We start from the raw sequence: 26,564 nt of genomic DNA, 5'->3' as shown, positions 1-26,564 counted from the left end.
CGACCGGCCCAGTGTTGCATTCGAGTCGCATAAGGTTAATTTTCATTGACTTTACCGCCGTCCGGACTAGCGGACCCGGTTCTGCGCGGGCAGGATGACCCCGAAGCGCAGTTATAGGGTCGCGACAGGGTGCTGGCATCATTGTTCCTGATAGGAGCGGCGGTCACGACGCCGCAGATGTCGGTCCAGGCCGCCAGCCAGACCATCGTGGAGGATGGCGCCGCAGGCGTGGCGCGCGCGGTCGACCGCATGATCGGCGGTATCATCAGTTATACGCGCTGGCCGGGGAACACGCCGGACGCGCCGCGGACGATGTGCGTCGTCGGCGCGCCGCGGCTCACTGTCCGGCCTGTCCCGGTCCTGCCCGGCGGCGGGGCCGTCGTGGTGCGGAGGACAACCACGGCAGCCGCGATCGGCGGCGGCGACTGCGACATCCTCTATCTGGGCCGCATGCCCGCCGAAGACCGCCGCCGCCTGATCGCCTGGGTGCGCGACCGTCCGGTGCTGACGATCAGCGACGACGACCCCGACTGCCTTTACGGCGCGATGTTCTGCCTCGCCGCAAAGCCGGGAGGCATCGGCTTTTCGGTCAATCTCGACGCTATTGGCCGGGGACCGCTGCGCATCGACCCGCGCGTGCTCAAGATCGGCCGATCCGACGGAGGCGCCCCATGACCGCTCCGACCCGGACGACCCTGCAGAAGCTGCTGTCGCGCTTCCACTTCGGCGTCACCCTGTTCGCAGTGGCGCTGTCGGGCCTCACCATCCTGCTCGCCGGCGTCGCCGCGCTGCGCGGCTATGCCGACCGCAACCTCGAACTGGCGGCGCAGCTCGGCGCCTATGGCGTCGAACCGGCGCTGGTCTTCAACGATCCCGAGGCGGCGCGCGAGGGTCTCGATCCGCTCACCCATATTCCGGGGATCGCCCGGCTGCTCGTGCTCGACGACCGAGGCCGGCCGCTGACCGAATGGACGTCGCCCCACGCCGACCCGGCGCCGCTGCTGACCGATCTCTTCTTCGGCAAACCGTCCACGATGACGGTCCGCCGCAACGGGTCGGCGATCGGGACGATCGAGGTGTGGGGCGATTCGTCGACGCTGACCGCCTATGTCCGGATCGGGCTGCTTGCGGGGCTCGGCTGCCTGCTGGTCACCGCACTCGGCACGATCATCCTCGCCCGCCGCTTCGAATATGAGCTGGTCAAGCCGCTCGGCGAGATCGCGACCGTCGCCCACGACGTGCGGCTGCACCGCCGCTTCGACAAGCGCGTCCAGCCGCTCGGCATCGCCGAGCTCGACCGGCTGGGCGGCGACATCAACGCGCTGCTCGACGAATTGCAGGGGTGGCAGGGGCATATGGAAAGCGAGCATCGCATGCTGGCGCACCGCGCGTCGCACGATCCGCTGACCGCGATGCCCAACCGCGCCGCCTTCGACGAACAGCTCGCGCAGCGCATCGGCAAGGCGGGGGCCGACGGCACGCGCTTTGCCCTGCTGTTCGTCGATGCCGACAATTTCAAGCTCGCCAACGACAGCTTCGGGCACGCCGCCGGCGACGCCCTGCTCGTCGCACTGTCCGAACGGATCAAGGCGACGCTGCGGCCCGGCGATTTCGCGGCGCGGATCGGCGGCGACGAATTCATCGTGCTCGTCGATCCGCTCGACATCGCCACCGATCCGGAAACGCTCGCCGGCCCGATCCGCACGGGCATGGCCGATCCGGTCGTTCTGCCGGGCGGCGACACCTATCGCCTCGCGGTCAGTATCGGCGTCGCCGCCTTCCCGACCGACGGCGCCGATCCCGCCGCGCTGCTGACCGCGGCCGACGCCGCCATGTATGCCGAAAAGCTCGCCAAACGTTCGCAGACATGATCATGGAGGTCCGATCATGACCCTTTCTCTCCCCATCGTCCGCCGCACCATCCTGGCCGCCGGCATCGCCGGCCTGCTCGCCGCCTGTCAGAGCGTTCCGGTGAAGTCCGGCTTCACCCCCGAACAGATCGCCGTCCTGCAATCCGAAGGCTTCGTCGACACCGGGCCCGACTGGGAGCTGACGCTCAACGAACGGCTGCTCTTCGGCGTCAACGAAAGCGCGCTCCGCCCCGAGCAGATCGAGCGGATTTCGACCATGGCGCATCGCCTGCAGTCGGTCGGCATCGCCACCGCGCGGGTCGAAGGCCACACCGATTCCACCGGCAGCGACGCCTATAACCTGACCCTGTCGCAGGCGCGGGCGGAAGCGGTCGCCGCGCCGATGCAGGCGAACGGCATGCGCTTCACCCCCGCCCAGATCGTCGGGCGTGGCGAAAGCCTGCCGATCTCGCCCAACGACACGCCCGAGGGGCGGCAGGACAATCGGCGCGTGGTGGTGATCGTCGAACCCCAATAAGGCCTTTCGCGCGGCCTTTTCCCGGCGGGCTTTCGCCGCTAAGGCTGCCGCGCATGAAACCGATCCGCAAAGCCGTTTTCCCCGTCGCCGGCCTCGGCACCCGCTTCCTGCCCGCGACCAAGGCAATCCCCAAGGAGATGCTGCCGGTGGTCGACCGGCCGCTGATCCAATATGCCGTCGACGAGGCACGCGAGGCGGGGATCGAGCAGATGATCTTCGTCACCGGGCGCGGCAAGAGCGCGATCGAGGATCATTTCGACATCGCCTTCGAACTGGAGAAGACGATGGCCGAGCGCGGCAAGGACCTGTCGGTGCTCGAACCGACGCGCCTCGGACCCGGCAATTGCGCCTATGTCCGGCAGCAGGAACCGATGGGGCTGGGCCACGCGATCTGGTGCGCGCGCGACATCGTCGGCGACGAGCCGTTCGCCATCTTCCTGCCCGACGAATTCATGCACGGCTCGCCCGGCTGCATGAAGCAGATGGTCGATGCGTATCGCAAGGTCGGCGGCAACCTGATCTCAGTGCTCGAAGTGCCGCGCGAGCAGGTTTCGAGCTATGGCGTGATCGCCCCCGGCTCCCGCGACGACGCGCTGACCGAGGTTCGGGGGCTGGTCGAGAAGCCGGCGGTCGAGGCCGCGCCGTCGAACCTGATCATCTCGGGCCGCTACATCCTCCAGCCGGAGGTGATGCGCGTGCTAGAACGGCAGGAAAAGGGCGCCGGGGGTGAAATCCAGCTCACCGACGCGATGGCGGCGATGATCGGCACGCAGCCCTTCCACGCCGTGACCTTCGACGGCGCGCGCTACGACTGCGGGTCGAAGGCCGGCTATATCCAGGCCAATCTCGCGCTCGCGCTCGAACGCCCCGATATCGCCGCCGACGTTCGGGCCTTCGCTGTCGATCTTCTGACCTGACGCGCGCCGGCGGCCGGAGCCGCCGGCACCGCCGTCATTCGCCCTCGATATTGGGCTTGGGGAAGCTGTCGGCCCCCACCGTTCGGTAAAGCCAGCCGCCCACGAGCCCGCCGAGCAGCGGCGCGACCCAGAACAGCCAGAGCTGCTGGAGCGCGAGGCCGCCGACGACCAGCGCTGGGCCGGTGCTGCGCGCCGGGTTGACCGAGGTGTTCGTCACCGGGATCGCGATCAGGTGGATCAGCGTCAGCGCGAGGCCGATCGCGAGCGGCGCAAAGCCCGCGGGGGCGCGGCCGTCGGTCGACCCCATGACGATCCACAGGAAGAAGGCGGTGAGCACGATCTCGATCGTGAAGCCCGATATCAGGTCGTAGCCGCCCGGCGACCCCTCTCCGAAACCATTGGCGGCGAGGCCGTTGGTCGCCAGATCATAGCCCGGATTGCCGCTCGCGATATAATAGAGCAGGAAGGCCGCGGCGATCGCGCCGACGACCTGCGAGACCACATAGAGCGGGATGTCGCGCGCGTCGAAGCGCCCGCCCGCCCACAGCCCGACGGTGATCGCGGGATTGAGATGGCAGCCCGAGATATGGCCGATCGCATAGGCCATCGTCACCACCGTCAGACCGAAGGCCAGCGCCACGCCGGCGAAGCCGATCCCGAGATCGGGAAAGGCCGCCGCGAGCACCGCGCTGCCGCAGCCGCCGAACACCAGCCAGAAGGTGCCGATGCCCTCGGCCAGACCCTTTTGCATATTCGTCATATGACCCTCCTCCCCGCCGGCGGTCATCGCGCTGCCGGCGCGCGGATCAGCCTAACACAGGGAAAGGGCGCGGCAAGACCTTGTAAACCATGTGTCCCGCGGCGGGATTCGGGGCGAAGGGCGGCCGGGCAATGGCGCGGCCCGTCGCAATCCTCTGGCCCCGGCCGCACGGCCGTGCGATGATACCGGCCGATCCGCCCTCCCCGGAGACCTGTCGATGCGTGCAATGCTTCTCGCCCTTTCGGCCGCCCCGCTGCTTGCCGGCTGCGTGAGCGCGGTGAAGACGGTGGTGACCGCCCCCGTCAAGGCGGTCGGCCAGGTCGCCGACTGGTCGACGACCAGCCAGGAGGAAGCCGACCGCAACCGCGGCCGCGCCCTGCGCCAGCGCGAGGAACGCGTCGGCAAGCTGACGCGCCAGCGCGACAAGGCGGCGCAGAAATGCCGCGACGGCCGACAGGACCAGTGTCAGCGCGCCGAGGTGCTGAGCCACGAAATCGAAGCGGTGATGGCCGAGCCGATGTAGTCGGACCGGCCGGCCCGAGGGGGATGTCTTCGCGGATAGGGCGCTAGCGCACCCGGCGCCCGGTCCATACCACACGGCCGACGAGTTGCACCGCGGTCATCGGCAGATCGTCCCAGCTGCGATAGTGGGGATTGTCGCTGATCACCGAAATCCGCCCTTCCCCCGGCGCGCGCGCGACGCGCTTCACCATCAGCGCATCGTCCATCCGCAGGACATAGATGCCGTCGCGCAGCAGCGTCGCCGCGTCGCTGCCGTCGACCAATATATCGTCGCCGTCGCCCAGCGTCGGCGCCATCGAATCGCCCGCGACGCGGATGATGCTGAGCGCGCGCGGGTCGGCGCCCAGGTCGCGCAGCCAGCGTGGGTCGAACGCCACCGCGCCTTCGACCGGCTCGCCGTCGATGCTCGCGCCCGCGCCGGCCGAGGCGCCGATCGCCAGTTTGGGCACCAGCACCATGTCGCCCGCGCCGCGTTGCAACGCCGGTGCGGCGACGCGGCGCGCCGGGCCGCCCAGCAGCGCTTCGGCCACGCCCAGATAGGCGGCGATCCGCGCCCGGTCCTCCTCCGCCAGCCGGCGCGGCGAACCGCGTTTGATATATTGCTGGATATAGGCGGGATTGCGCCCGATGCGCGCCGAAAGCTGCGCATAGTCGATCCCCCTTTCCTGCAGCAGGCGATCGAGCGCGGCACGCGGATCGTCGTCGAAATCGGTCATCGGCCAGCGGGCTCCTTCCTATTTCGCATGTAGCAACAGGAATTTTCCTAGACAAGTAGGAAATCCTATCTCAAATAGGAAAAATCCTATTAAAGGCGACTCGCCCGCTACCGGATGTCGATAGGGAGGAACGGAATGGAAAAGACGCTGCTGCAACGGATCGAGGCCTTTCTGACCGAATCGCGGATGCCGCCGAGCGTTCTCGGTCGGGACGCCGTCCACGACCCGCGGCTGATCAGCGACCTGCGCGGCGGGCGCGCAGTGGGGCGCAGCGTCGAATGCCGCGTGGAACATTTCATGAACAAATGGCGCGCCGAGCGGCATGCCGGGCGCATCGGCCCGAGCGGCGACCGCCGCACCCGCGCGATGCGCGCCGCCACGATGGAGGCCCGGCCATGATCCACACGTCCCTCGCCACACCGCGTCCCCATGCATGCCCGCACGGCCGGCTGGGCCGTCTGATCGCGCGCGAGCTGCCGCCCGGCCTCGCGCTCGGCCCATCGACGTGGCGGCCGTGGGCAAGCGCCAGCTTCGTCGGCGCGCGCCATGCGTTCCCCTGTCAGGCGGCAGTCGGCGACCTCGAAGCGATCCGCCGCTCGCTACGCGCGCGGCTGAGCGCCGTCGAATGGCGGCTGCCGGGGCATATCGTCGCCGACATCGCGGTCGAATTCGACGAAGCCGCACGCGGCCTTCGCATCGAGGTGCTGACGGTGGAGGATTGATCGGCCTTGAACGAAACAACGCCGTGTCCCGCAGAGGCGGGAACCCAGAGCGTCCTGACGCCAACGCAGGCTTTGTGCCGCTCTGGGCTCCCGCCTCCGCGGGAGCACGCGGCTGTTCAATCAAAGACGATGATCGATCAGCCGACGGCGCGGCCGGTCATGCGCTGGAGGGTGCTGAGCGCCGCTTCGAGCGCGAAATCGACGGGCGGCTCGGCATCTTCGTTCGCCGGCGGCGTCTCGACCGGAATCGCGGCGGTCGATGCCGGTGCGCCGCGCGCCTGGCGCCGTCGCGCCAGCCCCGCCTCGAAGCGGGCGACCATCGCGCCGAGCGACGCGTCGGCCGGATCGGGCATCGCGGGGCCCGCCGCCTCGACCGGTTGCAGCCAGGGTTCCGCGCCTTCGACGAAGGCGTCGTCGGGCGCGAGGTCGGCAAGGATCAGCGTATCGTCGGCCTCTGCCGCTTCGGCGGGAAGCGGCTCCGCAGGCATGGCGGTTTCGGCCTCGGCAGGCAGCGGCCCCAGCCCCAGCGCCGGCAGGTCGCGCCCGGCGCGGATCGGCGGGCGCGGCGGCGCGTCGGGATGGAGATCGGCGCGGCGGCGCGGCAGCGCGTCGTCGACCGCGCCCCGACGGCGGCGGCGCAGCGCGCCGAGTCCCGCCGCATCGGGGCTGGCAGCGATCAACGCGACCAGCCCGGCGATCAGCGCCGCGACCGCCGCCATGCCGAGCGCGAGCGCAAGCCGGCCGGCATCGCCGACCGGCGGCACGAACAGCTCCGACAGTCGGTCGAGATAGAGGTTCCAGCTGATCCCCATGACCCAGCCCGACGGCATCACCGCGCCGAACAGGAAGGTCAGCGCCGCCGCTCCGATGATCGCGGGCATCGCGGGGCGCAGCGCGCGCCACAATGCGGCCGCGGGGGCTTTGGCAGGCTTTTCGCTGGCGTCGTCCATATCGCTCCAGATCCGCATGATCGCTAAAGGCGCAGCAATCGCTGGTAAACCGGTTCGTAACGTAGAATGTTTGACGACCAGTTACGATGGGTTTCGACGAAGGCGCGCGCCGTCCGCCGCCGCGCGTCCCAGCCCGCCCGGTCGGCGAGCAGCGCGGCGAGCGCCCCGGCGACCGCCGCCGGATCGTCGGGGGCGAACAGCGTGCCGGTCACCCCATCCTCGATCAGCTCGCGGTGCCCGCCGACATCGGACGCGGCGACGAGACGCCCCTGCGCCATCGCCTCGAGCGGCTTGAGCGGCGTGACGAGGTCGGTGAGCCGCATCTTCTTGCGCGGATAGGCGAGGACGTCGGCCAGCGAATAATAATGCTCGACCCGCTCGTGCGGCACGCGGCCGACGAAATGGATGCGGCCGGCGACCGGCGAGGCCGCCGCCTGCGCTTTCAGCGCCGCCTCCCGCGGGCCGCCGCCGACGAGCAGCAGCCGCGCGCGGGGCTGATGCACGGCAAGCGCAGGCATCGCCGCGATCAGGTCGTCGATCCCCTCATAGTCGTAGAAGCTGCCGATGAAGGCGATCACCGCGTCGTCGGCCGCGATGCCGAGCTCGGCGGCGAGCGCGTCGTCGCGCGGGGGTGGGTCGCCGAACAGGTCGAGATCGACGCCGTTGGGCGAGACGATGATCTTCGCCGGATCGACCCCGCGCGCGATCAGGTCGCCGCGCAGCCCTTCGCAGATCACCGCGACCGCGTCGGCGGCCTTGACGACATGGGTTTCGATGCGCCGCGTCAGGCGGTAGCGCGCGCTTCCCTCGCGCCCGGTGCCGTTGCCGACCGCCGCATCCTCCCAGAAGGCGCGGATTTCATAGAGGACGGGGATGCCGAGCCGCCGGCCCGCGCGCAGCGCCGCGAGCCCGTCGAGCACCGGCGAATGGGCGTGGAGCAGGTCCGCGCGCCATTCGCGCGCCAGCGCCTCGACCCGCGCCGCGAGCGCGCCGATCTCGCGCCATTCGCGGATCGGCGACGGCGCCGTGGCGATCGGAGCGGTGCGGTGGAAGGTCAGCCCGTCGACGACCTCGCACGCGGGTCCGGGCAGCGGATGGCGCACGGCGGTGACGCCCGCGACCTCCCACCCCTTCGCCGCCTGCGCCTTCATGATCGCGCGGGTGCGAAAGGTATAACCGCTGTGCGCGGGCAGGCTGTGATCGAGGACGTGGAGGATGCGGGTCATTGCGGTCGCCTATGCCCGACAAGCCTTAACGCCGCGTCAACCCCGATGCTATAGCACCGCCGCATCCGCAGGCGCACAGCAAGGCCCAGCCGTCCATGATCGACAATCTCTCGATTGGCCTCACCCATGCGCTGATGGCGATCGCACTGTGGCGCCTGCTCTATCGCGACGACCTCGACAACGAGGTGAGCCCGCGGATGCTGTGGCAGCGCCGCCGCGACGCGGAGGCGGCGGCCGAGGCCGCGCAGGGGCCGCGCGATGCGTGACATCGCCTTCGTGGCCTTCCTGTTTGCCTTCATCGGGGTCGGTTTCCGCAAGCCGTTCCTGTTCATCCTCTGCTTCTGCTACATCGACATCGTCGCGCCGCAGCGGCTCAGCTATTTCCTGATCAATTCGATCCCGATCTCGCTGATCGTCTTCATTCTCGCGATCGGCGGCTGGCTCGTTCTCGACGACAAGCGCGACACGCGCTGGTCGGGCCGGCAGGTGCTGCTGGTCCTGCTGCTGATCTATTGCGGCGTGACGACGATGTACGCCGATTTCCCGGTCGAGGCGCAGGACAAATGGAGCTGGGTGTGGAAGGCGCTGGTGTGGGCGATCTTCCTGCCGCTGACGCTGCGCACGCGGCTTCGCATCGAATCGCTGATCCTGATCATGCTGCTGTCGGCCGGGTCGATCGCGATCGCGGGCGGCCTCAAGACCGCGGCGGGCGGCGGCGGCTATGGCGAACTGCAACTGCTGCTCAACGAGAATTTCGGGCTTTACGAAGGCTCGATCATGTCGACGGTGGGGATCGCGATCATCCCGCTGATCCTCTGGTACCGCCGCCACGGCACCGTCTTTCCACCCGATTGGCGCGTGTCGCTCTTCTGCTTCGCGCTCTGCTTCGCCTGCATGCTGCTGCCGGTGGGGACGCAGGCGCGCACCGGGCTCGTGTGCCTGGTCGTCCTCGCGGTGCTGTCGCTGCGCGCGGTGCGGCACCGGCTTCTCTATGTCGCCGGCATCGGGATGCTGACGCTCGCCGCGATCCCCTTCCTGCCGCAAAGCTATACCGAGCGGATGGAGACGATCCAGGGCTACAAGGCCGATTCGTCCGCATCCACCCGCGTCGCGGTATGGAAATGGACCTGGGACTATGCGAAGGACCATCCGTTCGGGGGCGGCTTCAACGCCTTCCTCCAGAATCAACTCCGCGTCGAGCGCCAGGCCGGCGCCAATGACGAAGGCGCGCAGGGCGGGCCGATCGTCTACGAGGACAAGGGGCGCGCCTATCATTCGAGCTATTTCGAGATGCTGGGCGAACAGGGCTATCCGGGGCTGGCGCTGTGGCTGCTGCTCCAGGCCGCCGGGCTTGTCCAGATGGAGCGATTGCGCCGCCGCTATCTGAAGACCCGGCGCGCTGAGGAGCAATGGATCGCCCCGCTCGCGACCGCGCTCCAGCACGGGCACATCGTCTACATGGTCGGATCGCTGTTCGTCGGCATCGCCTTCCAGCCCTTCATCTACATGATGCTGGCGCTGGAGATCGGGCTTTCGACCTATTGCCGCCGCCGCGAGCGCGAGGCGGGGTGGCGGCCGCTGATGGCGCGCCCGGCACAGGTCCCGGCCCGCCAGTCCTTTTCGAACGTGCGATCGTAGCGCGCACGTCTCACCCCGGGACCGGGAACCATCGGGCGCCGCCGGACGCTATGCCATCATGCCCCGCGCCCGCCTGATCCATGTCGACGACAGCCTGCCCGGCATCCGCCGCGAACGCTCCGGCGACGGCTGGCGCTATCGCGACGCGAAGGGCCGGCTGATCCGCGATCGCGCCGAAATCGCGCGGCTCGACGCCGTCGCGCTGCCGCCCGCCTATGAGGATGCCTGGTTCTGCCCGGCGCCGAACGGCCATATCCTCGCCACCGGCTATGACGCGCGCGGGCGCAAGCAATATCGCTATCATCCCGATTTCCGGCTGGCGCGCGACGCGGGCAAATACGACCGCTGCGCCGCCTTCGGCCAGGCGCTGCCGCTGCTGCGCGCGCGGCTTCAGGACGATCTTTCCCGCCGCACGCTCTGCCAGGAGCGCGTCGTCGCGGCGGTCGTCCGGCTGCTCGACCTCGCCGCGCTGCGCGTCGGGAACGAGGAATATGCCGCCGCGAACAACAGCTTCGGCGCCACCACGTTGCGCCAGCGCCATGCACGGCTGTCGGGCGCGACGCTGCGCCTCAGCTATCGCGCCAAGGGTGGCGCGAGGCGCGAGGTGACGATCAGCGACCGGAATCTGGCGACCCTCGTCCGTCGGCTGCAGGACCTGCCCGGCCAGCATCTGTTCCAGTATCGCGACGCCGACGGCACCCACGCGGTCGCGTCCGACGACGTCAACGCCTATATCCGCGAGGCGATGGGGGAGGATTTCAGCGCCAAGCATTTCCGCACCTGGTGGGGCAGCGTCGAGGCCTTCGCCTTCCTGTACGAGGCGCCCGAGCCGCCGTCGCTCAAGGCGGTGCTCGGCCATGTCGCCCAGCGGCTCGGCAACACCCCCGCGGTCGCGCGGCGCGCCTATGTCCATCCGGCGATGATCGCCGCCGCACAGGCCCGCGGCGACTTCGCGCAGGCGGCGGGGCGGCTGCCGCGCTCGACCCGCTATCTTTCGCGTTACGAACGCGGATTTTTGACCTATCTGGAGCAGGCGCCCGATGCCGCGACGCTGCTCCGGTCCGCCTGACCCTTTGACCGATTTCGAGGACCGACGTGACCCTGCCGATTTCCGCCGCCACGCCGCCGCCCGCCATGCAGGGGCCGTTCGCCGACCTGCGCGACATGTGGAACGGCTCCATCGCCTGGGTGAACAGCCACTGGCTGCAGATCGCGATCGCGATCGGCGCGGGGCTCGTCATCTATGTCCTGCTGTCGCTGGTGCGCACCTTCGCGCTGAAGCGCGCGCAGGCGGCGCCGGGGCAGTTCACGCTGACCGACATCGTCGGGCGCGTGATCCACAAGACCAAGTCGACGGTGCTCGCGATCGTCGCGATCCGCATGGTCGCGGGCTATGCCCAGCCGCCGGCGACGATCCTGCAGATCATCCAGTTCGTCTTCACCATCGCCGTCGCGCTGCAGGTCGCGATCTGGGCGCGCGAGATCGCGATCGGGCTGATCCAGCGGCGCGCCGCCGACGGGCACAACGAAACGCTGACCAATGCGATGGGCATCATCCGCCTGCTGATCAGCGTCGCGCTGTTCGCGATCGCGGCGATCGTCATCCTCGACAACATGGGGGTGAACGTCACCGGGCTGGTCGCCGGGCTCGGCATCGGCGGCATCGCGATCGGCCTCGCGGCGCAGGGCATATTTTCCGACCTCTTCGCCTCGCTGTCGATCATCTTCGACCGGCCGTTCCGCGTCGGCGAGACGATCAAATACGACACCAGCACCGCGACGGTCGAGCGCATCGGGCTGAAGAGCACGCGGCTGCGTTCGGTCAACGGCGAGCTGCTCGTCATCTCGAACACCAACCTGCTGTCGAAGGAGATCACCAACTACGCGCATCTCCACCGCCGCCGCGTCCAGTTCTCGATCGGGGTGATCTATCAGACCAGCCCCGCGATGCTGCGCGCGCTGCCCGCGCTGCTGGAGGAGCAGGTAAAGGCGGCGGGCCATGACTTCATCCGGTCGAGCTTCACCGGCTTCGGCCCGTCGAGCCTCGATTTCGAATTGCTGTTCGACGTGCATGCGGACGATTACAACATTGTCGCGGCGGCGCGCGGCGATGTCGCGGTGCGGCTGTTCGAGGCGATGACCGCGGCGGGCTACGATTTCGCCTATCCGACGCAGACGACCTTCACCGCCGCACCCGACGGCACGATGATTCTGCCCTTTGCCGAAGACACGGCAACGCCGAAGGCGAAGCGCACGAAAGAGTGACGCTACGGCGCCGCAGCGTCGAGCCAAGGCTCTTGTGCAATGCGGCATGAACGGCCTAGAACCGCGCCTTCAACAAGCTCGAGAGGATGAGACATGGGCGCGATTCCGCCGCAGGAGATGCAGAAGCTGGTCGGGCAGACGCTCGGCAGTTCCGAATGGGTGCTCGTCGATCAGGAGATGATCAACAAGTTCGCCGACGCGACGGGCGACCACCAGTTCATCCATATCGACGAGGAAAAGGCGAAGCTGACGCCGTTCGGCGGGACCATCGCGCACGGGTTCCTGACGCTGTCGCTGTTCCCGCTGCTGATGGCCAAGTCCGACTGTCCGCGCCCCGAAGGCGTGAAGATGGGCGTCAACTATGGCGGCAACAAGGTCCGCTTCCTCGCCCCCGTCCGCTCGGGCAAGCGCGTGCGCGGCCATTTCAAGCTGCTCGAGCTCGAAGAGAAGCGCCCCGGCCAGTGGCAGCAGACGCTCGAATTCTCGGTCGAGATCGAGGGCGAGGACAAGCCCGCGCTGATCGCCGAATGGATCAGCCAGTTCTTCGTCTGATCCCGTTCAACCGGCCGCCCTCCCCCGAAAGATCCACCGGACCCAAACAAGAGGATTATCGACATGCGTGACGCCGTCATCGTTTCCACCGCCCGTACGCCGCTGACCAAGGCGGCGCGCGGATCGTTCAACAACACACCGTCGCCGACGCTCGGCGCCCATTCGGTCAGGGCCGCAGTCGAGCGCGCCGGGCTCGAAGGCGGAGAGATCGACGACGTCCTCTTCGGCGCCGCGATGCAGCAGGGTTCGCAGTCGCCGAACGTCGCGCGCCTGATCGCACTGCGCGCCGGCCTGCCCGTCACCGTTCCCGGCATGTCGATCGACCGTCAATGCTCGTCGGGGCTGATGACGATCGCGACCGCCGCGAAGCAGATCATCGTCGACCGCCAGGACATTGTCGTCGCCGGCGGCGTCGAATCGATCTCGAAGGTCAGCGGCAGCGGCAAGGTGTTCATCGAGCCCGACGCCGAACTGATCGCGATGCACAAGGACACCTATATGCCGATGATCGGCACGGCAGAGGTGGTCGCGAAGCGCTACAACATCAGCCGCGAAGCGCAGGACGAATATTCGCTCCAGTCGCAGCAGCGCACCGCCGCCGCGCAGGCCGCGGGCAAGTTCGCCGACGAGATCGTCCCGTGCAAGGCGACGATGGCCGTGGTCGACAAGGAGACCAAGGAAGTCTCCTACAAGGAGGTCGTCGCCGACAAGGACGAGTGCAACCGTCCCGACACGACGCTGGAAGGGTTGGCCAGCCTGAAGCCGGTGATGGGCGAAGGCCACACGATCACCGCGGGCAACGCCAGCCAGCTTTCGGACGGGTCGTCGGCCGCGGTGCTGATGGAGGCCAAGGTCGCCGAAAAGCGCGGCCTGACCCCGCTCGGCCGCTATGTCGGCATGGCGGTCGCGGGCACCGAGCCCGACGAGATGGGCATCGGCCCCGTCTTCGCCATCCCCAAGCTGCTCGAACGCTTCGAGCTGAAGATGGACGACATCGGTCTGTGGGAACTGAACGAGGCGTTCGCCGTGCAGGTCCTGTATTGCCGCGACAAGCTGGGGATTCCGGGCGACCGCCTCAACGTCAATGGCGGCTCGATCTCGATCGGCCACCCGTTCGGCATGACCGGCGCGCGCTGCGTCGGCCACGCGCTGATCGAGGGCAAGCGCCGCGGCGTCAAATATGCCGTCGTCACCATGTGCATCGGCGGCGGCCAGGGCGCGGCGGGACTGTTCGAGATCCTCTGATGCGCCTCGACGCGCCCCGGATCGAGCCGGTCGACCTCGACCGGCTCGATGCCGACCAGCGCGCCGCGCTCGAACCCTTCCTTGCCCCCGATACCGGAGCGGTTGGCGGCAAGGTCGGGGGCGGCCGGGTGCTCAACATCTTCCGCACCCTCGCCCACGCGCCGAAGGCGCTGACCGCCTTCCTCGGCTGGGGCAGCTATATCCTGTCGAAGCGCAACGCGCTGTCGGCGCGCGACCGCGAAATCGTGATCCTGCGCACCGGCTACAACTGCCGCTCGGGCTACGAATGGACGCAGCACAAGCGCATCGGCCTCGACAGCGGCCTGTCCGAAAGCCAGATCGAACGCATCAAGGCCGGCCCCGACGCGGACGGCTGGACCGATATCGAGCGCGCGATGCTGCGCGCGACCGACGAACTCACCGGCCGCCATTTCGTCACCGACGCGACCTGGGCGGCGCTCGCGCCGCTCGGCGACAAGGGGCGCATGGATCTGGTGTTCACCGTCGGCCAATATACGCAGGTGTCGATGATCCTGAACAGCTTCGGCATTCAGGTCGAAGAGGGGTGGGAGGTCGATCCCGACCTTCGCGCCTGATCAACAAAGGGAGAAGAATATGAGTGCCATCGGCGTGATCGCGACGCTGCGCGTGCAGCCCGGCAAGGAAGCCGATTTCGAGGCGGCCTTCGCCGAACTTGCCGCCGCGGTGAATGCGGACGAACCCGGCAACAGCTTCTACCGCCTGTTCCGCACCGACGAGACCGGGACCTACAAGGTGCTCGAATGCTATGACGATGCCGCGGCAGTCGAGGCCCATCGCGCTTCGACGCACTTCCGCGAGATCGGCGCCCGTTTCGGCCCCTGGCTTGCCGGCGCACCCGATGTCGAACGGTTGAGCGCGGCCTGACTGCGGCCGTTCTTCTCCCTTCCCGCAGGCGGGAAGGGAAATCGGCGCTATCCTTCAAAGGCCGCCCCCCGGGGCGGACGCGTTGGCGTCACGGCACCTCCGCAATCTCGCCCGCCCGGTCGCCGAGCACGTAGCGCGGCCCCGCGCCGCGTTGCGCCGCCTTGTCCTCGCGGTTGTAGAGCCCGCATTTCTTGAGGCTCAGGCAGCCGCAGCCGATGCACTGGTCGAGCAGTTCGCGCGTACGGCTCAGCGCCGCGATGCGGGCGTCGATGCGTGCGCGCAGCCCGGTGCTGATCCGCGTCCAGTCGGCGGCATTGGGGGTGCGCCCCGCCGGCAGGCGCGCGAGTTCGTCCGCGACCTCGTCAAGGCTCAGCCCCATCTGCTGCGCGATCAGGATGAAGGAGACGCGGCGGATGTCGGCGCGCAGGAACCGCCGCTGCCCGCCGCCGGTTCGCAGCGCGGCGAGCAGCCCCTTCGCCTCGTAGAAGCGAATCGCCGACACCGCGACGCCGGTGCGCGCCGCCAGCTCGCCGATCGCGATCAGGTCGGTCCGGTGCATCTGCTTTCTCCCGTCATTGCGAGCGGCAAAGCCGCGCGGCAATCTCCAGCCACCGGCCTTGCGCCGCATCGGCAGCCGGAGAGCCTGATGACGTCGGATTGACCCGCTTCGTCATTGCGAGCGGAGCGAAGCAATCCAGAGCAGTCTACGCTCACTCTGGATTGCCGCGCGGCTTTGCCGCTCGCAATGACGAACCCAACCGATGTCATCATGCTCCAGCGCCCGCCTCCCGCCCCGCTCGCGGGGGCAAATAAAAGCCTTGATCTAAACCTCACTTTAACTTTCATATTGGTGCGCGTCAACCCGAATCAGGAGAAAATCCGTGACGCGCCCCTTCATCGAGCATGTGAACGTCACCGTCAGCGATCCCGAGCGCAGCGCCGCGCTGATGGCGGCGATCTTCGGCTGGCGCGAGCGCTGGCGCGGCCCGGCACGCGACGGCGGCACGACGATCCACGTCGGATCGGACAGCGCCTATGTCGCGCTCTACACCGGCCCGGGCGGCGCGCATGCCGCGCAGCGCTATCCGAAAGGCGAACCGCTCAACCATGTCGGAATCCAGGTCGACGACCTGGACGCGATCGAGGCGGAGGTGATCGCGGCGGGCCTGGTGCCCTTCGCGCACGCCGATTACGACCCCGGCCGCCGCTTCTATTTCCTCGATCCCGACGGCATCGAATATGAGGTGGTGAGCTATGCCGCGGTGCAGCCCGCGACGGGATGAGCAACATTGCCGCCGCTGCCGCGTTGATCGGTCATCGGGGTGTTTTGGGGGAGGCCGAAAAGGAGTCTCTACCGATGAGCGATATCAAGCAGGATTTCTGGAAGGCGCTCGACGCCAGCCCCTATGTGATGGTCGGCATGACCGGCGAGCACGCGCATCATATCCCGATGAATGCGCAACTCGACAAGGATGCCGACGGCGCCTTCTGGTTCTTCACCGCGACCGACAACCGCCTTGCGGGCGGCGGCGCGGCGATGGTGCAATTCGCGTCGAAGGGCCACGACCTCTTCGCCTGCCTCGCCGGCACGCTGCGTCCGGAAACGGATCGCGCGGTGCTCGACAAGCTCTGGAACAACGGCGTCGCCGCCTGGTACCCCGGCGGGAAGGATGACCCGAAGCTCGTCCTGCTGCGCTTCGACATCGGCGATGCCGAAATCTGGACCGCCGAACCGGGCCTCAAGGGCATGTTCAAGCTCGCGACCGGCATGACGATGAAGGAAGGCGAACTCGGGCAGCACGCAAGGGTATCGCTTTAGGACGCCGTCGCTGATCCGGACAGGCGGGGCCGATTACCCCACCGGCGGCCCGATCCGCCCGTCGCGAAACGCGAACCCGCCTTCGCGGTCGCGCGCGAGCAGCGCCGGGCCGTCGAGATCGACCCAGCGCGCCCGTTGCGCGAGGACGAAGGCAGGGGCGATCGCCAGGCTGGTGCCCAGCATGCAGCCGACCATGATCGACAGCCCCGCCGCATCGGCGGCGTCGGCGATGCGTAGCGCCTCGGTCAGCCCACCCGCCTTGTCGAGCTTGATGTTCACCCCGTCGTAGAAGGGACCGATGCGCGCGACGTCGGCGGCGGTGTGGCAGCTTTCGTCGGCGACGAAGGGGATGGGCGCATAGATGGGATCGAGCAATGCGTCGGCGCCCGCGGGCACCGGCTGCTCGATCATCTCGACCCCCATGTCGGCGAGCGCTTCGGCCTCGCTCAATATGTCGACCTGTCCCCAGCTTTCGTTGGCGTCGGCGATCAGCCGGGCATGCGGCGCGCCTCTGCGCACCCCGGCGACGCGCAGCCGATCGTTCTCGCCGGTCAGCTTGATCTTGAGCAGCCGGTAACCGTCGGCCTCGGCAGTCGCCGCCCGCTCGGCCATCGCGCCGGGGGTGCTGAGCGAGATGGTGAAGGCGGTGACGCGCGCGGTCGGCGCCCCGTCGCAGCCGGCAAGCTGCCAGAGCCGAAGCCCGCGCTGCCGTGCCTCGAGATTCCACAGCGCGCAGTCGAGCGCATTGCGCGCCGCGCCCGGCGGCATCAGTTCCTGCACCGCCGCCCGCGCATCGGCCGCGCCCATCGCGGCGATATGTGGCGCCGCGCGCAATATCCGGTCGCGGCATCCCACCGCATCCTCGCCCAGATAATCGACGGGGGTTCCCTCGCCGCGCCCGACGCAGCCGTCCGCCGCGACCTCGGCGACCACGACATCGACATGAATCTTCGCGCCGCGGCTGATCACGAACGGCTCGGCGACCGGCCAGCGTTCGACGCGCGCGCTTTTCAGTTGGATGGCCATCGAAGAACAGTAATGCTGTGCGCCATGACCGGCAAATCCCTATCCGAACGCATCGGCGACCTCGGCCACCGACTCGCCGTCGAGGCGCACGCCGCGTGGCTCGCGGCGCGCGATCCGCGCACGCCGTGGCTCGCGCGCCTCCTCGCGGTCGCGGTCGCCGCCTATGCGCTGTCGCCGATCGATCTGATCCCCGATTTCATCCCTTTGCTCGGCTGGATCGACGATCTGCTGATCGTTCCGATCGGCCTGTGGGCAGTGCGCCGGCTGATTCCCGATCCGCTATGGACCGAACTCCACGCCGCCGCCGAAGCTGCAAGCGACCGTCCGTCGAGCCGCGCCGGCATGGTCGCCATCCTGCTGATCTGGGCGGGGCTGCTCTATCTCGTCTATTGGAGCGTGCGGACGTCGCCCTGGCATTGAAGCGCCGCTGGGAACAGGCGGCGCCGAAGGTCGTCGGGTGGGAAGCGGATGTTTGAGCCATGCCCTGGTTTCCCCTCCCGCAAGCGGGAGGGGCAGCGAGACTTACGAACTTGTTCGTTAGTCGCAGCGGGGTGGGCCTCTGCGAGGCCGCTGCCCACCCCCGGCCCCTCCCGCTTGCGGGAGGGGGGACAAACGTCAACTCTCGACCGAAAGCCGCCCTCACTCCCCGTTGGCGCGTATCCACTGCTCAACCACCGGCGCAATCTCCTCGCGCCACTTGCGGCCGTTGAAGATGCCGTAGTGGCCGACGCCCTTCGCCATCAGATATTTCTTGCGCTCCGCGGGCAGCGATTTCGCGAGCGTCAGCGCCGCCCTGGTCTGGCCGATCCCCGAAATATCGTCGCGCTCACCCTCGATCGCCAGCATCGCAATATCCTCGATCGCGGTCAAGTCGACCTTGCGTCCGCGATGCTCCATCTCGCCCTTGGGCAGCAGGTGGCGCTGGAACACGGCGTCGACGGTCTGGAGGTAGAATTCGGCCGTCATATCGCAGACCGATCGATATTCGTCATAGAATTCCTTGGTCTTGTCCGCGCTCTCGCCATCGCCGTCGACCAGATGCTTGAACATCTCCCAATGGCTCATCATGTGGTTGCCGAGGTTCATCGACATGAAGCCCGCAAGCTGGAGGAAGCCCGGATAGACGCGGCGCCCAGCGCCCGGATAATAGGCGGGCACCGTCGCGATGACATTTTCCTGGAACCAGGCATGAGGGCGCGTCGTCGCATGCTGGTTGACCGCGGTCGGCGCCTTGCGGGTGTCGATCGGTCCGCCCATCATCGTCAGTGTCTTCGGCCGGCACTTGTGTCCGTCGGCCGCCATGACGGCCGCGGCGGCGAGGCACGGCACCGACGGCTGGCATACCGCGAGCATATGCGCGCCCGGCCCGATATGGCCGAGCCAGTCGATCAGATAGTCGACATAATCGTCGAGGTCGAAGCGCCCCGCCGTCAACGGCACGTTGCGCGCGTCGCGCCAGTCGGTGATCCACACGTCATGATCGGGCAGCATCCGCTCGACCGTGCCGCGCAGCAATGTCGCATAATGGCCCGACATCGGGGCGACGATCAGCAGCTTCGGCGCCCCCTTCGCGCCCTTGTGCTTGAAATGCTTGAGTTGCCCGAACGGCTTGCGCGCCTCGATCGCCTCGGACACCCGCACCGCTTCGCCGTCCACGACCGTCTCGTACAGATCGAAGGCGGGCTTGCCGCGCGGCGCCGCCGCATGCGCGAACACCTCGAGCGCGGAGGCGAACATCGGACTACCGCCGAAATAGCCGAGCGGGTTGGCGGGATGCTGGATCGCCTGCGCCCCCGCGGTGGCCAATGCGCTCGCCCCGGCGAGCCAGCTCTTCTGTAAGTCAAAGGCTTGATACAGCATCGTGCAGTCGTTCCTCGCGTCCGTTCCGGCGCGTGTTGCGCCCCCTGTTTTCGCGCCAGTCTTACGCCTTCGGTTCCATTGTGCAATGCATCAAAGCCACCAACGACGGCGCAAGCGCGAGATTATCGGGAAAAAGTGCCGGTCGCGGGCGATCCTGTCGTGCCGCTTCAAGCCTTGTGAAGCGCAGCGCCATTCTCAGACATTGAGCGTCCCCACCGCGGCTGCTAGGGCCGTCGGCGATGGCGACCGCATCCGATCAATCCGCCCCGCCCGCCCCCGCCGACCCGTCCGAGCCGCGGCGACGCAAGCTCGGCAGCCTGCGCATGGTCTGGCGCTATGCCAGCCGCTATCCGCTCGCGCTGCTCGTGGCGGCGGTGGCGCTCGGCGTCGCGGCGCTCGCGACGCTCGCCATCCCCTGGCAGTTCAAGGAGATGATCGACAGCGGCTTTGTCGCCGGCGGCGGCGATGTCGCGCCGCATTTCCGCCTCTTCTACCTGATCGTGCTGATGCTCGCCGCGGCGACGGCGCTGCGCTTCTATTTCGTGAGTTGGCTCGGCGAACGCACCGTCGCCGACATCCGCGAGGCGGTGCAGCAAAACCTGCTGCGGCTCGCGCCCGGCTTCTTCGAGGAGAACAGGCCGTCCGAAATCGCCTCGCGCATGACGTCGGACACCGCGATCATCGAACAGATCGTCGGCACGACGGTGTCGGTGGCGCTGCGCAACCTGGTGATGGGCATCGGCGGCATCGCCTATCTGTTCACCCTGTCGCCCGCGCTCACCAGCGGCATCCTCGTCGGCATTCCGGTGATCATCATGCCGATCGTGCTGCTCGGCCGCCGCCTCCAGAAAGTGTCGCGCACCAGCCAGGACCGCGTCGCCGACATCGGGGCGACCACCGCCGAACAGCTGGGAGCGATGAAGATCGTCCAGGCGTTCGGCCAGGAACCGCGCGAGGCGGACCGCTTCACCGCCGCGGTCGAGGCCAATTTCGCGACCGCCAAGCGCCGCATCCGTCTGCGCGCCTTCATTACCGCAACGGTGATCGGCCTGCTGTTCGGCGCGATCACCACCCTGCTCTGGTATGGGGCAGAGGGCGTGGCGGCGGGGACGATCACTGGCGGCACCATCGCCGCCTTCGTCCTGACCGGCGGCCTCGTCGCGGGCGCCTTCGGCGCGCTGACCGAGGTCTATGGCGACCTGCTGCGCGCGGCGGGCGCCGCCGAGCGGCTCGGCGAGCTGCTCGAGGCGGAACCGGACATAGCTCCGCCCGCGCATCCGCGCCCGCTTCCCGAACCGCCGGTCGGCACGCTCGCCTTCGAGCATGTGACCTTCCGCTATCCGACGCGGCCCGACATGCCCGCGCTCCACGATTTCTCGCTGACCGTCCGCCCGAACGAGACGGTCGCCATCGTCGGGCCTTCGGGCGCGGGCAAGTCGACGCTGTTCCAGCTCGCCGAGCGCTTCTACGATCCGCAGCACGGCCGGGTGCTGCTCGACGGCGTCCCGCTTCCCGAGGCCGATCCCGCCGCGATCCGCGCGCGCATCGCGATGGTGCCGCAGGAAACGGTGATCTTCGCCGCGTCGGCGCGCGACAATCTGCGCTACGGCAACTGGGCCGCTACCGACGAGCAATTGTGGGAGGCCGCGCGCGCCGCCAACGCCGAGGATTTCCTGCGCCGCCTGCCGCAGGGGCTCGATACCTTCATGGGAGAGGGCGGCGCGCGCCTGTCGGGCGGCCAGCGCCAGCGCGTCGCGATTGCGCGCGCGCTGCTTCGCCGCGCGCCGCTGCTGCTGCTCGACGAAGCCACCTCGGCGCTCGACGCCGAGTCCGAACGGCTCGTGCAGGACGCGCTCGAGGCGCTGATGCACGACCGGACGACAATCGTCATCGCGCACCGCCTCGCGACGGTGCGCGCTGCCGACCGGATCGTCGTAATGGACGAGGGGCGCATCGTCGAGGAAGGGCGCCATGACGATCTCGTCGCCGCCGACGGGCTCTATGCCCGCCTCGCGCGCCTGCAATTTCAGGACAATATGGCCGCGGTCTGACCCCGCGATCCCCTCCAGCGCTCGAAGGATGCCCGTCATGCTGTACGATCTCACCGTCCCCGCCTACGCCAACGGACTGCGCGCCCTCTCGGCCCAGCTCGAAAAGGCGCTCGCCTGGGGTGCCGCGAACAATGTCGGCGAGTTACAGTTCATCGCGGCACGGCTGGCGCCCGACATGTTCCCGCTCGCGGCGCAGGTCCGCTTCACCTGCCTTCAGGCGGTCCAGCCGCTTGCGCGCCTCGGCGCCGCGAGCGCGCCCGCGCTTGCGGAAGACGCCGCCGATTTCGCCGGGCTTCAGGAGCAGATCGCGGCGACCCTCGCCTGGCTCGACACCGTCGATGCCGCGACGGTTGACGCCGACCCTGCGCGGCCGGTCAGCTTCGACCTGCCCAACGGCATGGCCTTCGACATGGACGCGAAAAGCTACATCCGCGACTGGGCGCAGCCGCAATATTATTTCCACCTCGTCGCCGCCTATGCGGTGATGCGCCACATGGGCGTCCCGCTCGGCAAGGCCGACTATGTCGGCTACATGATGCAATATCTGCGTCCCGGCACCGCCCCGACCACCTGACCGCCCGGCGGAACCGGGCATTCAGCGTGCAGCAACACGATGCCTGAGGCCATGAAATTCGCGCAGAGGCGCAGAGATCGCAGAGACTTCCACTTCACGCGATGGTGTGGAGTCATGGGATCGTCAGAACCCTTCGATCTCGCAGACTTCACCCTCCCGGGAAGAAGGGTGGCCCATCCGCGGTGAATACTATTCCGCTTGCCGGGTAAACTCGGAACGGCGCCCGATAAATTCGAGCCACCGTCTCTTCCGCTCGCGCTGAGCTTGTCGAAGCGCCGCTTTTCCTTGAGCCGTGCAGAGGCGATTAATTCTCGCAAATGCCTCGCGGATCCTCGGGATGGATTCCGACACGCTCAAAGCAAGCAACAGCGATTCGAGCGCACCGCTCCCAGGTTTCCGTTCCGCGCCCCTGTGCAAAGCTCCCGGTCCGAGCATAAAGTGCCGCCACCAGCCCAAAAAGAAAGGGCGGCACCTTTCGATGCCGCCCTTCGCTTTTCGTCCGAGCCCTTTCGGGCTGGAAATCGATCTTACATGCCCGAACCCGGACCGTAGGTGATTTCCACGCGACGGTTCTGGTCGTTGCGGACCCCGTCGGCGGTCGCAACCGCCGGGCGGGTTTCGCCGAACGCCTGCGTCGTGATCGAGCCGTCCGAGACGCCACGCGCGGTCAGATACGCCTTGACCGCGTCGGCACGGCGCTGCGACAGGCCGACGTTGTACTTGGCCGAACCCGAACGGTCGGCGTGACCGGCGAGCATGACCTGCTGACCGCTGCAGCCCTGGTTGTAGGCGCTGATCGCGTTGTCCAGCGTCGAAGCCGCTTCGGGCGTGATCGCCGACTGATCCCAGTCGAAGTACACGATATACGGTCCCGGTGCGCACACGACCGGCGGAGGCGGCGGAGGCGGCGGCGGGGGAGGCGGCGGCGGGGGAGGCGGCGGCGGCGGGGGAGGCGGCGGCGGGGGCGCCTCGGCTCCACCGAAGTTGTAGGTCAGCGTCCCGAGCAGCGAGTGCGAACGGAAACGGCCCGACACGTCGCGGCCGAGCTGGTCGACCAGGTCGAGACCATCGGCGTTGAAGAAGCGATACTTCAGGCCGACATCCCAGTTGTTGCTGATCGGCGCGCGGACGCCCGCGATCGCCTGCCAGGCGAAACCGGTATCCGAATCGTCAAGCCAGGCACCCGCGAAGACGGGTTGGACCGAAACGCGAGCGACACCCGCGCCACCGCCGATGAAGCCCTGGATGCCGTCATCGTCACCGAAGTCGAACATACCGTTGACCATGAAGCTCAGCGCATTGCTGTCGCCGTTCATGGGGTAGTTGCCGGTCACGAGAGGACCACCGTTGGCCAAGGCGGGAACGCCCGGCGCATTGACGGATGCGTTGCGGATATCGGCTTCGCGATAGCCCACTTCCACTTCCGCGCGGAAGCCGCCGAAGTCGTAGCCGACGACGCCTTCAAAATCATATCCCTTGCGGTGATCCAGACTGACAGCATTGGCTGCGGTGCCGATATCGAGGTCGATGTCCTCGACGATCGTGACACCACCACCGACACCAACATACCAAGAGTTGTCGCGCGCCACGGCGGGCGACGCGAGGGCAGTGGAGGCCAACGCCACGGCGACGGCTAGCTTCCTCATAACAGATTCCCCTTTCAATTGAGATATACGTCTCGACAGACGTCCTACTCGCGGCTTTGGTTCCACGCAAGATAACAAATCGCTAATCTGTTGCCAAAAAGTCGCAGTTGAGCCCCGAATGCAACGAAAAAACCCCTCTAAATCAGCATGCCATGCGCTTTGAGCGCGGTCATCAGCGCCTCGATCGCCGCCCGCGCCTCGGAATCGACCGTCGCTCCACCCACCGGCTGGGCGACCGCGCCAGGTTCGACCCACGCGCCGTCCGCGAATCGCAGCCACGCCCCGTCCCGCGACCGCACGACCCGCATCCCGGGCCGAGGCTCGGCGAAGCGCCAGCCGCCGGCCGTCCATACCGCCAGCGCCGCCTCGCGCCCCGCCCACGCGCCGCTCGCCGGAGCACCGACGATCCAGCATTGTCCCGCATCCGGCGCCGCCGGCGGCGCGGCGAGCGGCCCATCCTCGACGCTCGCCTGCAGCAGCGCGTCGATCAGTACGAGCGCCTCGTTATGCGTGATCTCCTTCTGCGCCTGCGCCTGCACGAGCAGGGGCAGCGCGAACCGCGCGGTGACGGGCAGGTCGGTCATGCCGAATATCCTTTCTATTTAAGAGTTAGAAGAAGCGGTGCCGACGACAGAGCATCGCCGATCTGACGGATCGCGATCAGGCTGCCGGGTGCCAGCGCGGCCGCATCCGCCGCCGTCAGGCGCAGCGTCGGAACCTCCAGGTCCCACGGCCCGATCCCAGCCACCGCCGGCTCGATTGAAGCGCGATACAACTCGCGAGTCTCGCCGAGCGGCAGGTCGACATGGTCGCGCCAGCCGCCATCGGCCCGGCTCCGCCGCGCCCAGCCGATGACCAGTCCGCCTTCCCCATCGGGCCGGACCCGGCCATGCACTGGCGCAAGCGGGCGCAGTGCGCGCAGGCCCGCCGGGACGGGCAGGTCGGAAAGGCTCGTGTCGTTCCACGCCGCCCATTGCAGGCGCGCGCCGCCGCCCGCCACCCACTCGCCATGGTCGGCCGGGATCGGCAGCAGCGCGGGATCGTCGAGCAGCAGGAAGGGCGTTCCCGCCGCATGCGCCACCGCGCTTTCGGTGCCCGCGCGGCCGCGCAGCATCCGCGTCAGCCGCCATCGCCCCGGCGCCAGCAACTCGGCACCGCCGAACTGCACCAACTCGTCGCCGATCATCGCGCGATTCGCCCCGCCGAGCATCAGCGCGTCGCTCACCGCCTCCAGTTCCATCGCCGGATCGATCAGCGCGACGATCGCCGCGCCCGCATCGTCGAACAGCAGCGCGCCGCCCGGCGCCAGCGGCTCCGCCAGCACGCCCAGCGCTGCCGCCGGGCGCAGCGTGCCCAGCGGCATCGGCGCGGCATCGGGCATCGGCACGAACCAGGTGTCGGCACCGCGCCACCCCGCATTGCTTCCTGCGCCCGCGATCACGACCTGCGGCGCGGTCGCCGCCGCCGGGCCCAGATTCGGCAGGTCGAAGGCGCGGACCAGCGCCGTCGCTTCCGGCCAGTCGGGTGCGCGCACCGGCGCGCCGGAATCGGCGGGCAGCATGTCGAGGTCGAGCGGCTGGTGCCGCCGCAGTTCGACTTCGACCTGCGTATCGCGAACCGTCCGCGCGGCAATCCGCCATCGGCTGCCGTCGCCCGCGATCGCCACCGCCCCCACCGGCAGCGCGAGCGCCGCCAGGTCCATCCGCCAGACACAGCTTTCGCGCCCGTCCGCCGCCGCGGCAGCCAGCCGCTGCGCCAGCGCCCGTGCCGCCGCGGCGGACAGGACGGCGGGCAGATCGATCCGCTGCTCCGCCGCGCCGCCGCCCGCCACCGGACCGGTCTGCTGGCCGAGCTGATAGTCGCGCTCGCGATCATAATGGCGCAGGCGGATGCTTCCCGGCACATCGGCCAGCGGCGCGCGGCGGCGCTCGACCCGGTCGCGTGCCGCCTCTTCGCGGCGCGCTTCGCGGAAATCGGCCAGCGGCACCGGCGCGCGCGCGCCGTCCGCGGGCGCCAGCCGCCAGCCGCCGGGGTCGCTGGCCAGCCGCACCGCATCGGCATCGAACAAGGGCGCCAGCGCCTCGCGCAACCGGTCGCCGGACGCCGCATAGCCCACGAAGCGCGTCCCGCCCAGGCAGCGCCCCGCTTCGCCGAACAGCGTATCGCCGACCAGCCCGGCGTCGATGGCCCCGACATCGGCCTCGACCTCGAAGGTCAGCGACGGGATGCGATTGCCGAAGGCGCCGAGTTCCAGCTCCTCGAACACGGCATAGGCGATGCCGCGAAAGCCGCTGACCGAAGCCGGACCGAGCGCCGAGGCGATCAGCGGATCGGCGGGCTGGTCCTCGCCGCCGTCATACCAGCGAAAGGTGCAGCGCTGCTGAAAGCCGCCGCTCGCCCCGCGCAGCAGATTACCGTCGGCCCAGATGCGCCGGATGGCGCGGATCGGCCGCGACGACAGCGCCACCGCCAGCGACACGGCATAGCTATATTCGGTGACCGACGCCCGCCCCTTGCCGCCGCCGCGCTTGCTGCGCCGCTCGATCAGGTCGGTCGCCCAGATCACGCTGCCCGCGACGCGCATCGTCCCGAACAGCTGCGGTATCTGCTGGCCATAGGTCGATGCCTGCACCTTCAGGTCGGCGAGGCGTGGCCCCTCGCGGCCCTTGGGGCGAAAGATCGCCGCGTCGGCCTGCTGCCCGATCGCCGCGCCGATCGCGGCGCCGACCGGGCCGCCCACGATCCCGCCGACCACCGTCAGCACCAGCGTTGCCATGTCCG

At 68.6% G+C, this 26,564-nt stretch carries 30 protein-coding genes; 20 read left to right on the top strand and 10 right to left on the bottom strand.

All coding sequences use genetic code 11. The annotated features are described in order from the left end of the window. The first annotated feature begins 129 nt into the window (after window positions 1-129). From C3E99_RS00920 to galU, 4 genes are read left to right on the top strand one after another with little or no spacing between them, the layout of a single operon-like run. Entirely contained in the window at window positions 130-675 is a 546-nt protein-coding gene (locus C3E99_RS00920) for a YfiR family protein (protein WP_104959302.1), read from the top strand. Further along, window positions 672-1,871, top strand: a complete 1,200-nt coding sequence (locus C3E99_RS00915; RefSeq protein WP_067107099.1) for a diguanylate cyclase domain-containing protein — start codon at window positions 672-674, stop codon at window positions 1,869-1,871. Before C3E99_RS00920 ends, C3E99_RS00915 begins: the two co-directional genes overlap by 4 nt. 16 nt (window positions 1,872-1,887) lie before the next feature. Then, window positions 1,888-2,388, top strand: coding sequence for an OmpA family protein (locus C3E99_RS00910; protein WP_076073807.1), 501 nt, complete (start codon window positions 1,888-1,890; stop codon window positions 2,386-2,388). Window positions 2,389-2,441: 53 nt separating this feature from the next. Continuing rightward, window positions 2,442-3,305: a UTP--glucose-1-phosphate uridylyltransferase GalU gene (gene galU / locus C3E99_RS00905; protein WP_076073804.1), complete on the top strand. Its 864-nt coding sequence runs from the start codon at window positions 2,442-2,444 to the stop codon at window positions 3,303-3,305. A 34-nt stretch (window positions 3,306-3,339) separates the two neighbouring features. Here the strand turns inward: galU and aqpZ are convergent, their stop codons facing one another. Beyond that, window positions 3,340-4,065: an aquaporin Z gene (aqpZ, locus tag C3E99_RS00900; protein WP_067107091.1), complete on the bottom strand. Its 726-nt coding sequence runs from the start codon at window positions 4,063-4,065 to the stop codon at window positions 3,340-3,342. A gap of 217 nt (window positions 4,066-4,282) precedes the next feature. Here aqpZ and C3E99_RS00895 point away from each other — a divergent pair, with 217 nt between their 5' ends. Continuing rightward, a complete protein-coding gene (locus C3E99_RS00895; protein WP_067107089.1) occupies window positions 4,283-4,588 on the top strand; it encodes a hypothetical protein in 306 nt (101 codons plus the stop codon). 43 nt (window positions 4,589-4,631) lie between these two features. Here the strand turns inward: C3E99_RS00895 and C3E99_RS00890 are convergent, their stop codons facing one another. Further along, a complete protein-coding gene (locus tag C3E99_RS00890) occupies window positions 4,632-5,303 on the bottom strand; it encodes a S24 family peptidase (RefSeq protein WP_067107086.1) in 672 nt (223 codons plus the stop codon). Between the two features lie 135 nt (window positions 5,304-5,438). Between C3E99_RS00890 and C3E99_RS00885 the strand changes: the two genes are divergently transcribed. Continuing rightward, entirely contained in the window at window positions 5,439-5,702 is a 264-nt protein-coding gene (locus C3E99_RS00885; protein ID WP_076073801.1) for a hypothetical protein, read from the top strand. Beyond that, window positions 5,699-6,025, top strand: a complete 327-nt coding sequence (locus C3E99_RS00880) for a hypothetical protein (protein ID WP_234002551.1) — start codon at window positions 5,699-5,701, stop codon at window positions 6,023-6,025. The genes C3E99_RS00885 and C3E99_RS00880 overlap by 4 nt, the downstream gene beginning before the upstream one ends. A 137-nt stretch (window positions 6,026-6,162) precedes the next feature. Here C3E99_RS00880 and C3E99_RS00875 read toward each other — a convergent pair whose 3' ends face one another. Together C3E99_RS00875 and C3E99_RS00870 are read right to left on the bottom strand one after the other, a co-directional pair. Next, on the bottom strand, window positions 6,163-6,975 hold the full coding sequence (locus C3E99_RS00875) for a hypothetical protein (RefSeq protein WP_104959301.1): 813 nt from the start codon (window positions 6,973-6,975) through the stop codon (window positions 6,163-6,165). Between the two features lie 23 nt (window positions 6,976-6,998). After that, complete coding sequence (locus tag C3E99_RS00870; protein ID WP_076073799.1) at window positions 6,999-8,201, bottom strand: TIGR04063 family PEP-CTERM/XrtA system glycosyltransferase; 1,203 nt, start codon at window positions 8,199-8,201, stop codon at window positions 6,999-7,001. Window positions 8,202-8,296: 95 nt separating this feature from the next. Here C3E99_RS00870 and C3E99_RS19940 point away from each other — a divergent pair, with 95 nt between their 5' ends. The 8 genes from C3E99_RS19940 (at window position 8,297) to C3E99_RS00835 (ending at window position 14,807) form a co-directional block, all read left to right on the top strand. Then, on the top strand, window positions 8,297-8,467 hold the full coding sequence (locus C3E99_RS19940) for a hypothetical protein (RefSeq protein ID WP_199775049.1): 171 nt from the start codon (window positions 8,297-8,299) through the stop codon (window positions 8,465-8,467). Next, the gene (locus C3E99_RS00865) at window positions 8,460-9,839 is read left to right on the top strand and encodes a putative O-glycosylation ligase, exosortase A system-associated (RefSeq protein WP_076073796.1); all 1,380 of its coding nucleotides are present in this window, start codon (window positions 8,460-8,462) and stop codon (window positions 9,837-9,839) included. Before C3E99_RS19940 ends, C3E99_RS00865 begins: the two co-directional genes overlap by 8 nt. A 58-nt stretch (window positions 9,840-9,897) precedes the next feature. Beyond that, on the top strand, window positions 9,898-10,908 hold the full coding sequence (locus tag C3E99_RS00860; protein ID WP_076073793.1) for a DNA topoisomerase IB: 1,011 nt from the start codon (window positions 9,898-9,900) through the stop codon (window positions 10,906-10,908). A 65-nt stretch (window positions 10,909-10,973) separates the two neighbouring features. Further along, window positions 10,974-12,104: a mechanosensitive ion channel family protein gene (locus tag C3E99_RS00855; protein WP_083674970.1), complete on the top strand. Its 1,131-nt coding sequence runs from the start codon at window positions 10,974-10,976 to the stop codon at window positions 12,102-12,104. Between the two features lie 93 nt (window positions 12,105-12,197). Further along, a complete protein-coding gene (locus tag C3E99_RS00850; RefSeq protein ID WP_067111056.1) occupies window positions 12,198-12,656 on the top strand; it encodes a MaoC family dehydratase in 459 nt (152 codons plus the stop codon). Window positions 12,657-12,719: 63 nt separating this feature from the next. Then, entirely contained in the window at window positions 12,720-13,901 is a 1,182-nt protein-coding gene (locus C3E99_RS00845) for an acetyl-CoA C-acyltransferase (RefSeq protein WP_067111058.1), read from the top strand. Then, a complete protein-coding gene (locus C3E99_RS00840; RefSeq protein ID WP_067111060.1) occupies window positions 13,901-14,497 on the top strand; it encodes a carboxymuconolactone decarboxylase family protein in 597 nt (198 codons plus the stop codon). Before C3E99_RS00845 ends, C3E99_RS00840 begins: the two co-directional genes overlap by 1 nt. A 19-nt stretch (window positions 14,498-14,516) precedes the next feature. Further along, complete coding sequence (locus C3E99_RS00835; protein WP_067111062.1) at window positions 14,517-14,807, top strand: putative quinol monooxygenase; 291 nt, start codon at window positions 14,517-14,519, stop codon at window positions 14,805-14,807. An 88-nt stretch (window positions 14,808-14,895) separates the two neighbouring features. On the opposite strand, the gene soxR is transcribed toward C3E99_RS00835, so the two are convergent. After that, a complete protein-coding gene (gene soxR, locus C3E99_RS00830; RefSeq protein WP_067111065.1) occupies window positions 14,896-15,366 on the bottom strand; it encodes a redox-sensitive transcriptional activator SoxR in 471 nt (156 codons plus the stop codon). A 322-nt stretch (window positions 15,367-15,688) separates the two neighbouring features. Between soxR and C3E99_RS00825 the strand changes: the two genes are divergently transcribed. Beyond that, the gene (locus C3E99_RS00825) at window positions 15,689-16,090 is read left to right on the top strand and encodes a VOC family protein (RefSeq protein WP_076073791.1); all 402 of its coding nucleotides are present in this window, start codon (window positions 15,689-15,691) and stop codon (window positions 16,088-16,090) included. Window positions 16,091-16,164: 74 nt separating this feature from the next. Next, window positions 16,165-16,626: a pyridoxamine 5'-phosphate oxidase family protein gene (locus C3E99_RS00820; protein WP_076073789.1), complete on the top strand. Its 462-nt coding sequence runs from the start codon at window positions 16,165-16,167 to the stop codon at window positions 16,624-16,626. 33 nt (window positions 16,627-16,659) lie between these two features. Here the strand turns inward: C3E99_RS00820 and C3E99_RS00815 are convergent, their stop codons facing one another. After that, window positions 16,660-17,652 (bottom strand): dipeptide epimerase, encoded by a 993-nt coding sequence (locus C3E99_RS00815; protein WP_076073787.1) that lies wholly within the window; start codon window positions 17,650-17,652, stop codon window positions 16,660-16,662. 24 nt (window positions 17,653-17,676) lie between these two features. Here C3E99_RS00815 and C3E99_RS00810 point away from each other — a divergent pair, with 24 nt between their 5' ends. Then, the gene (locus C3E99_RS00810; RefSeq protein WP_234002550.1) at window positions 17,677-18,072 is read left to right on the top strand and encodes a YkvA family protein; all 396 of its coding nucleotides are present in this window, start codon (window positions 17,677-17,679) and stop codon (window positions 18,070-18,072) included. Between the two features lie 219 nt (window positions 18,073-18,291). On the opposite strand, the gene C3E99_RS00805 is transcribed toward C3E99_RS00810, so the two are convergent. Beyond that, window positions 18,292-19,512: a polyhydroxyalkanoate depolymerase gene (locus tag C3E99_RS00805; protein ID WP_076073782.1), complete on the bottom strand. Its 1,221-nt coding sequence runs from the start codon at window positions 19,510-19,512 to the stop codon at window positions 18,292-18,294. A 239-nt stretch (window positions 19,513-19,751) separates the two neighbouring features. Here C3E99_RS00805 and C3E99_RS00800 point away from each other — a divergent pair, with 239 nt between their 5' ends. Together C3E99_RS00800 and C3E99_RS00795 are read left to right on the top strand one after the other, a co-directional pair. Then, entirely contained in the window at window positions 19,752-21,563 is a 1,812-nt protein-coding gene (locus C3E99_RS00800; RefSeq protein WP_076073780.1) for an ABC transporter transmembrane domain-containing protein, read from the top strand. Window positions 21,564-21,600: 37 nt separating this feature from the next. After that, on the top strand, window positions 21,601-22,137 hold the full coding sequence (locus C3E99_RS00795) for a DUF1993 domain-containing protein (protein ID WP_104960274.1): 537 nt from the start codon (window positions 21,601-21,603) through the stop codon (window positions 22,135-22,137). 527 nt (window positions 22,138-22,664) lie between these two features. Here the strand turns inward: C3E99_RS00795 and C3E99_RS00790 are convergent. The 3 genes from C3E99_RS00790 to C3E99_RS00780 form a co-directional block, all read right to left on the bottom strand. Further along, window positions 22,665-23,783 (bottom strand): OmpA family protein, encoded by a 1,119-nt coding sequence (locus tag C3E99_RS00790; RefSeq protein WP_067111084.1) that lies wholly within the window; start codon window positions 23,781-23,783, stop codon window positions 22,665-22,667. A gap of 137 nt (window positions 23,784-23,920) precedes the next feature. After that, the gene (locus tag C3E99_RS00785; protein ID WP_104959300.1) at window positions 23,921-24,367 is read right to left on the bottom strand and encodes a DUF2793 domain-containing protein; all 447 of its coding nucleotides are present in this window, start codon (window positions 24,365-24,367) and stop codon (window positions 23,921-23,923) included. Between the two features lie 14 nt (window positions 24,368-24,381). Further along, window positions 24,382-26,559 carry a phage tail protein gene (locus C3E99_RS00780; protein ID WP_076073774.1) on the bottom strand — a complete coding sequence of 726 codons (2,178 nt, stop codon included), beginning with the start codon at window positions 26,557-26,559 and terminating at the stop codon, window positions 24,382-24,384. Window positions 26,560-26,564 lie beyond the last annotated feature (5 nt).

Source organism: Sphingopyxis sp. MG (assembly GCF_002953155.1).
GTDB lineage: Bacteria > Pseudomonadota > Alphaproteobacteria > Sphingomonadales > Sphingomonadaceae > Sphingopyxis > Sphingopyxis granuli.
This window is presented reverse-complemented; position numbering and strand designations above follow the sequence as displayed.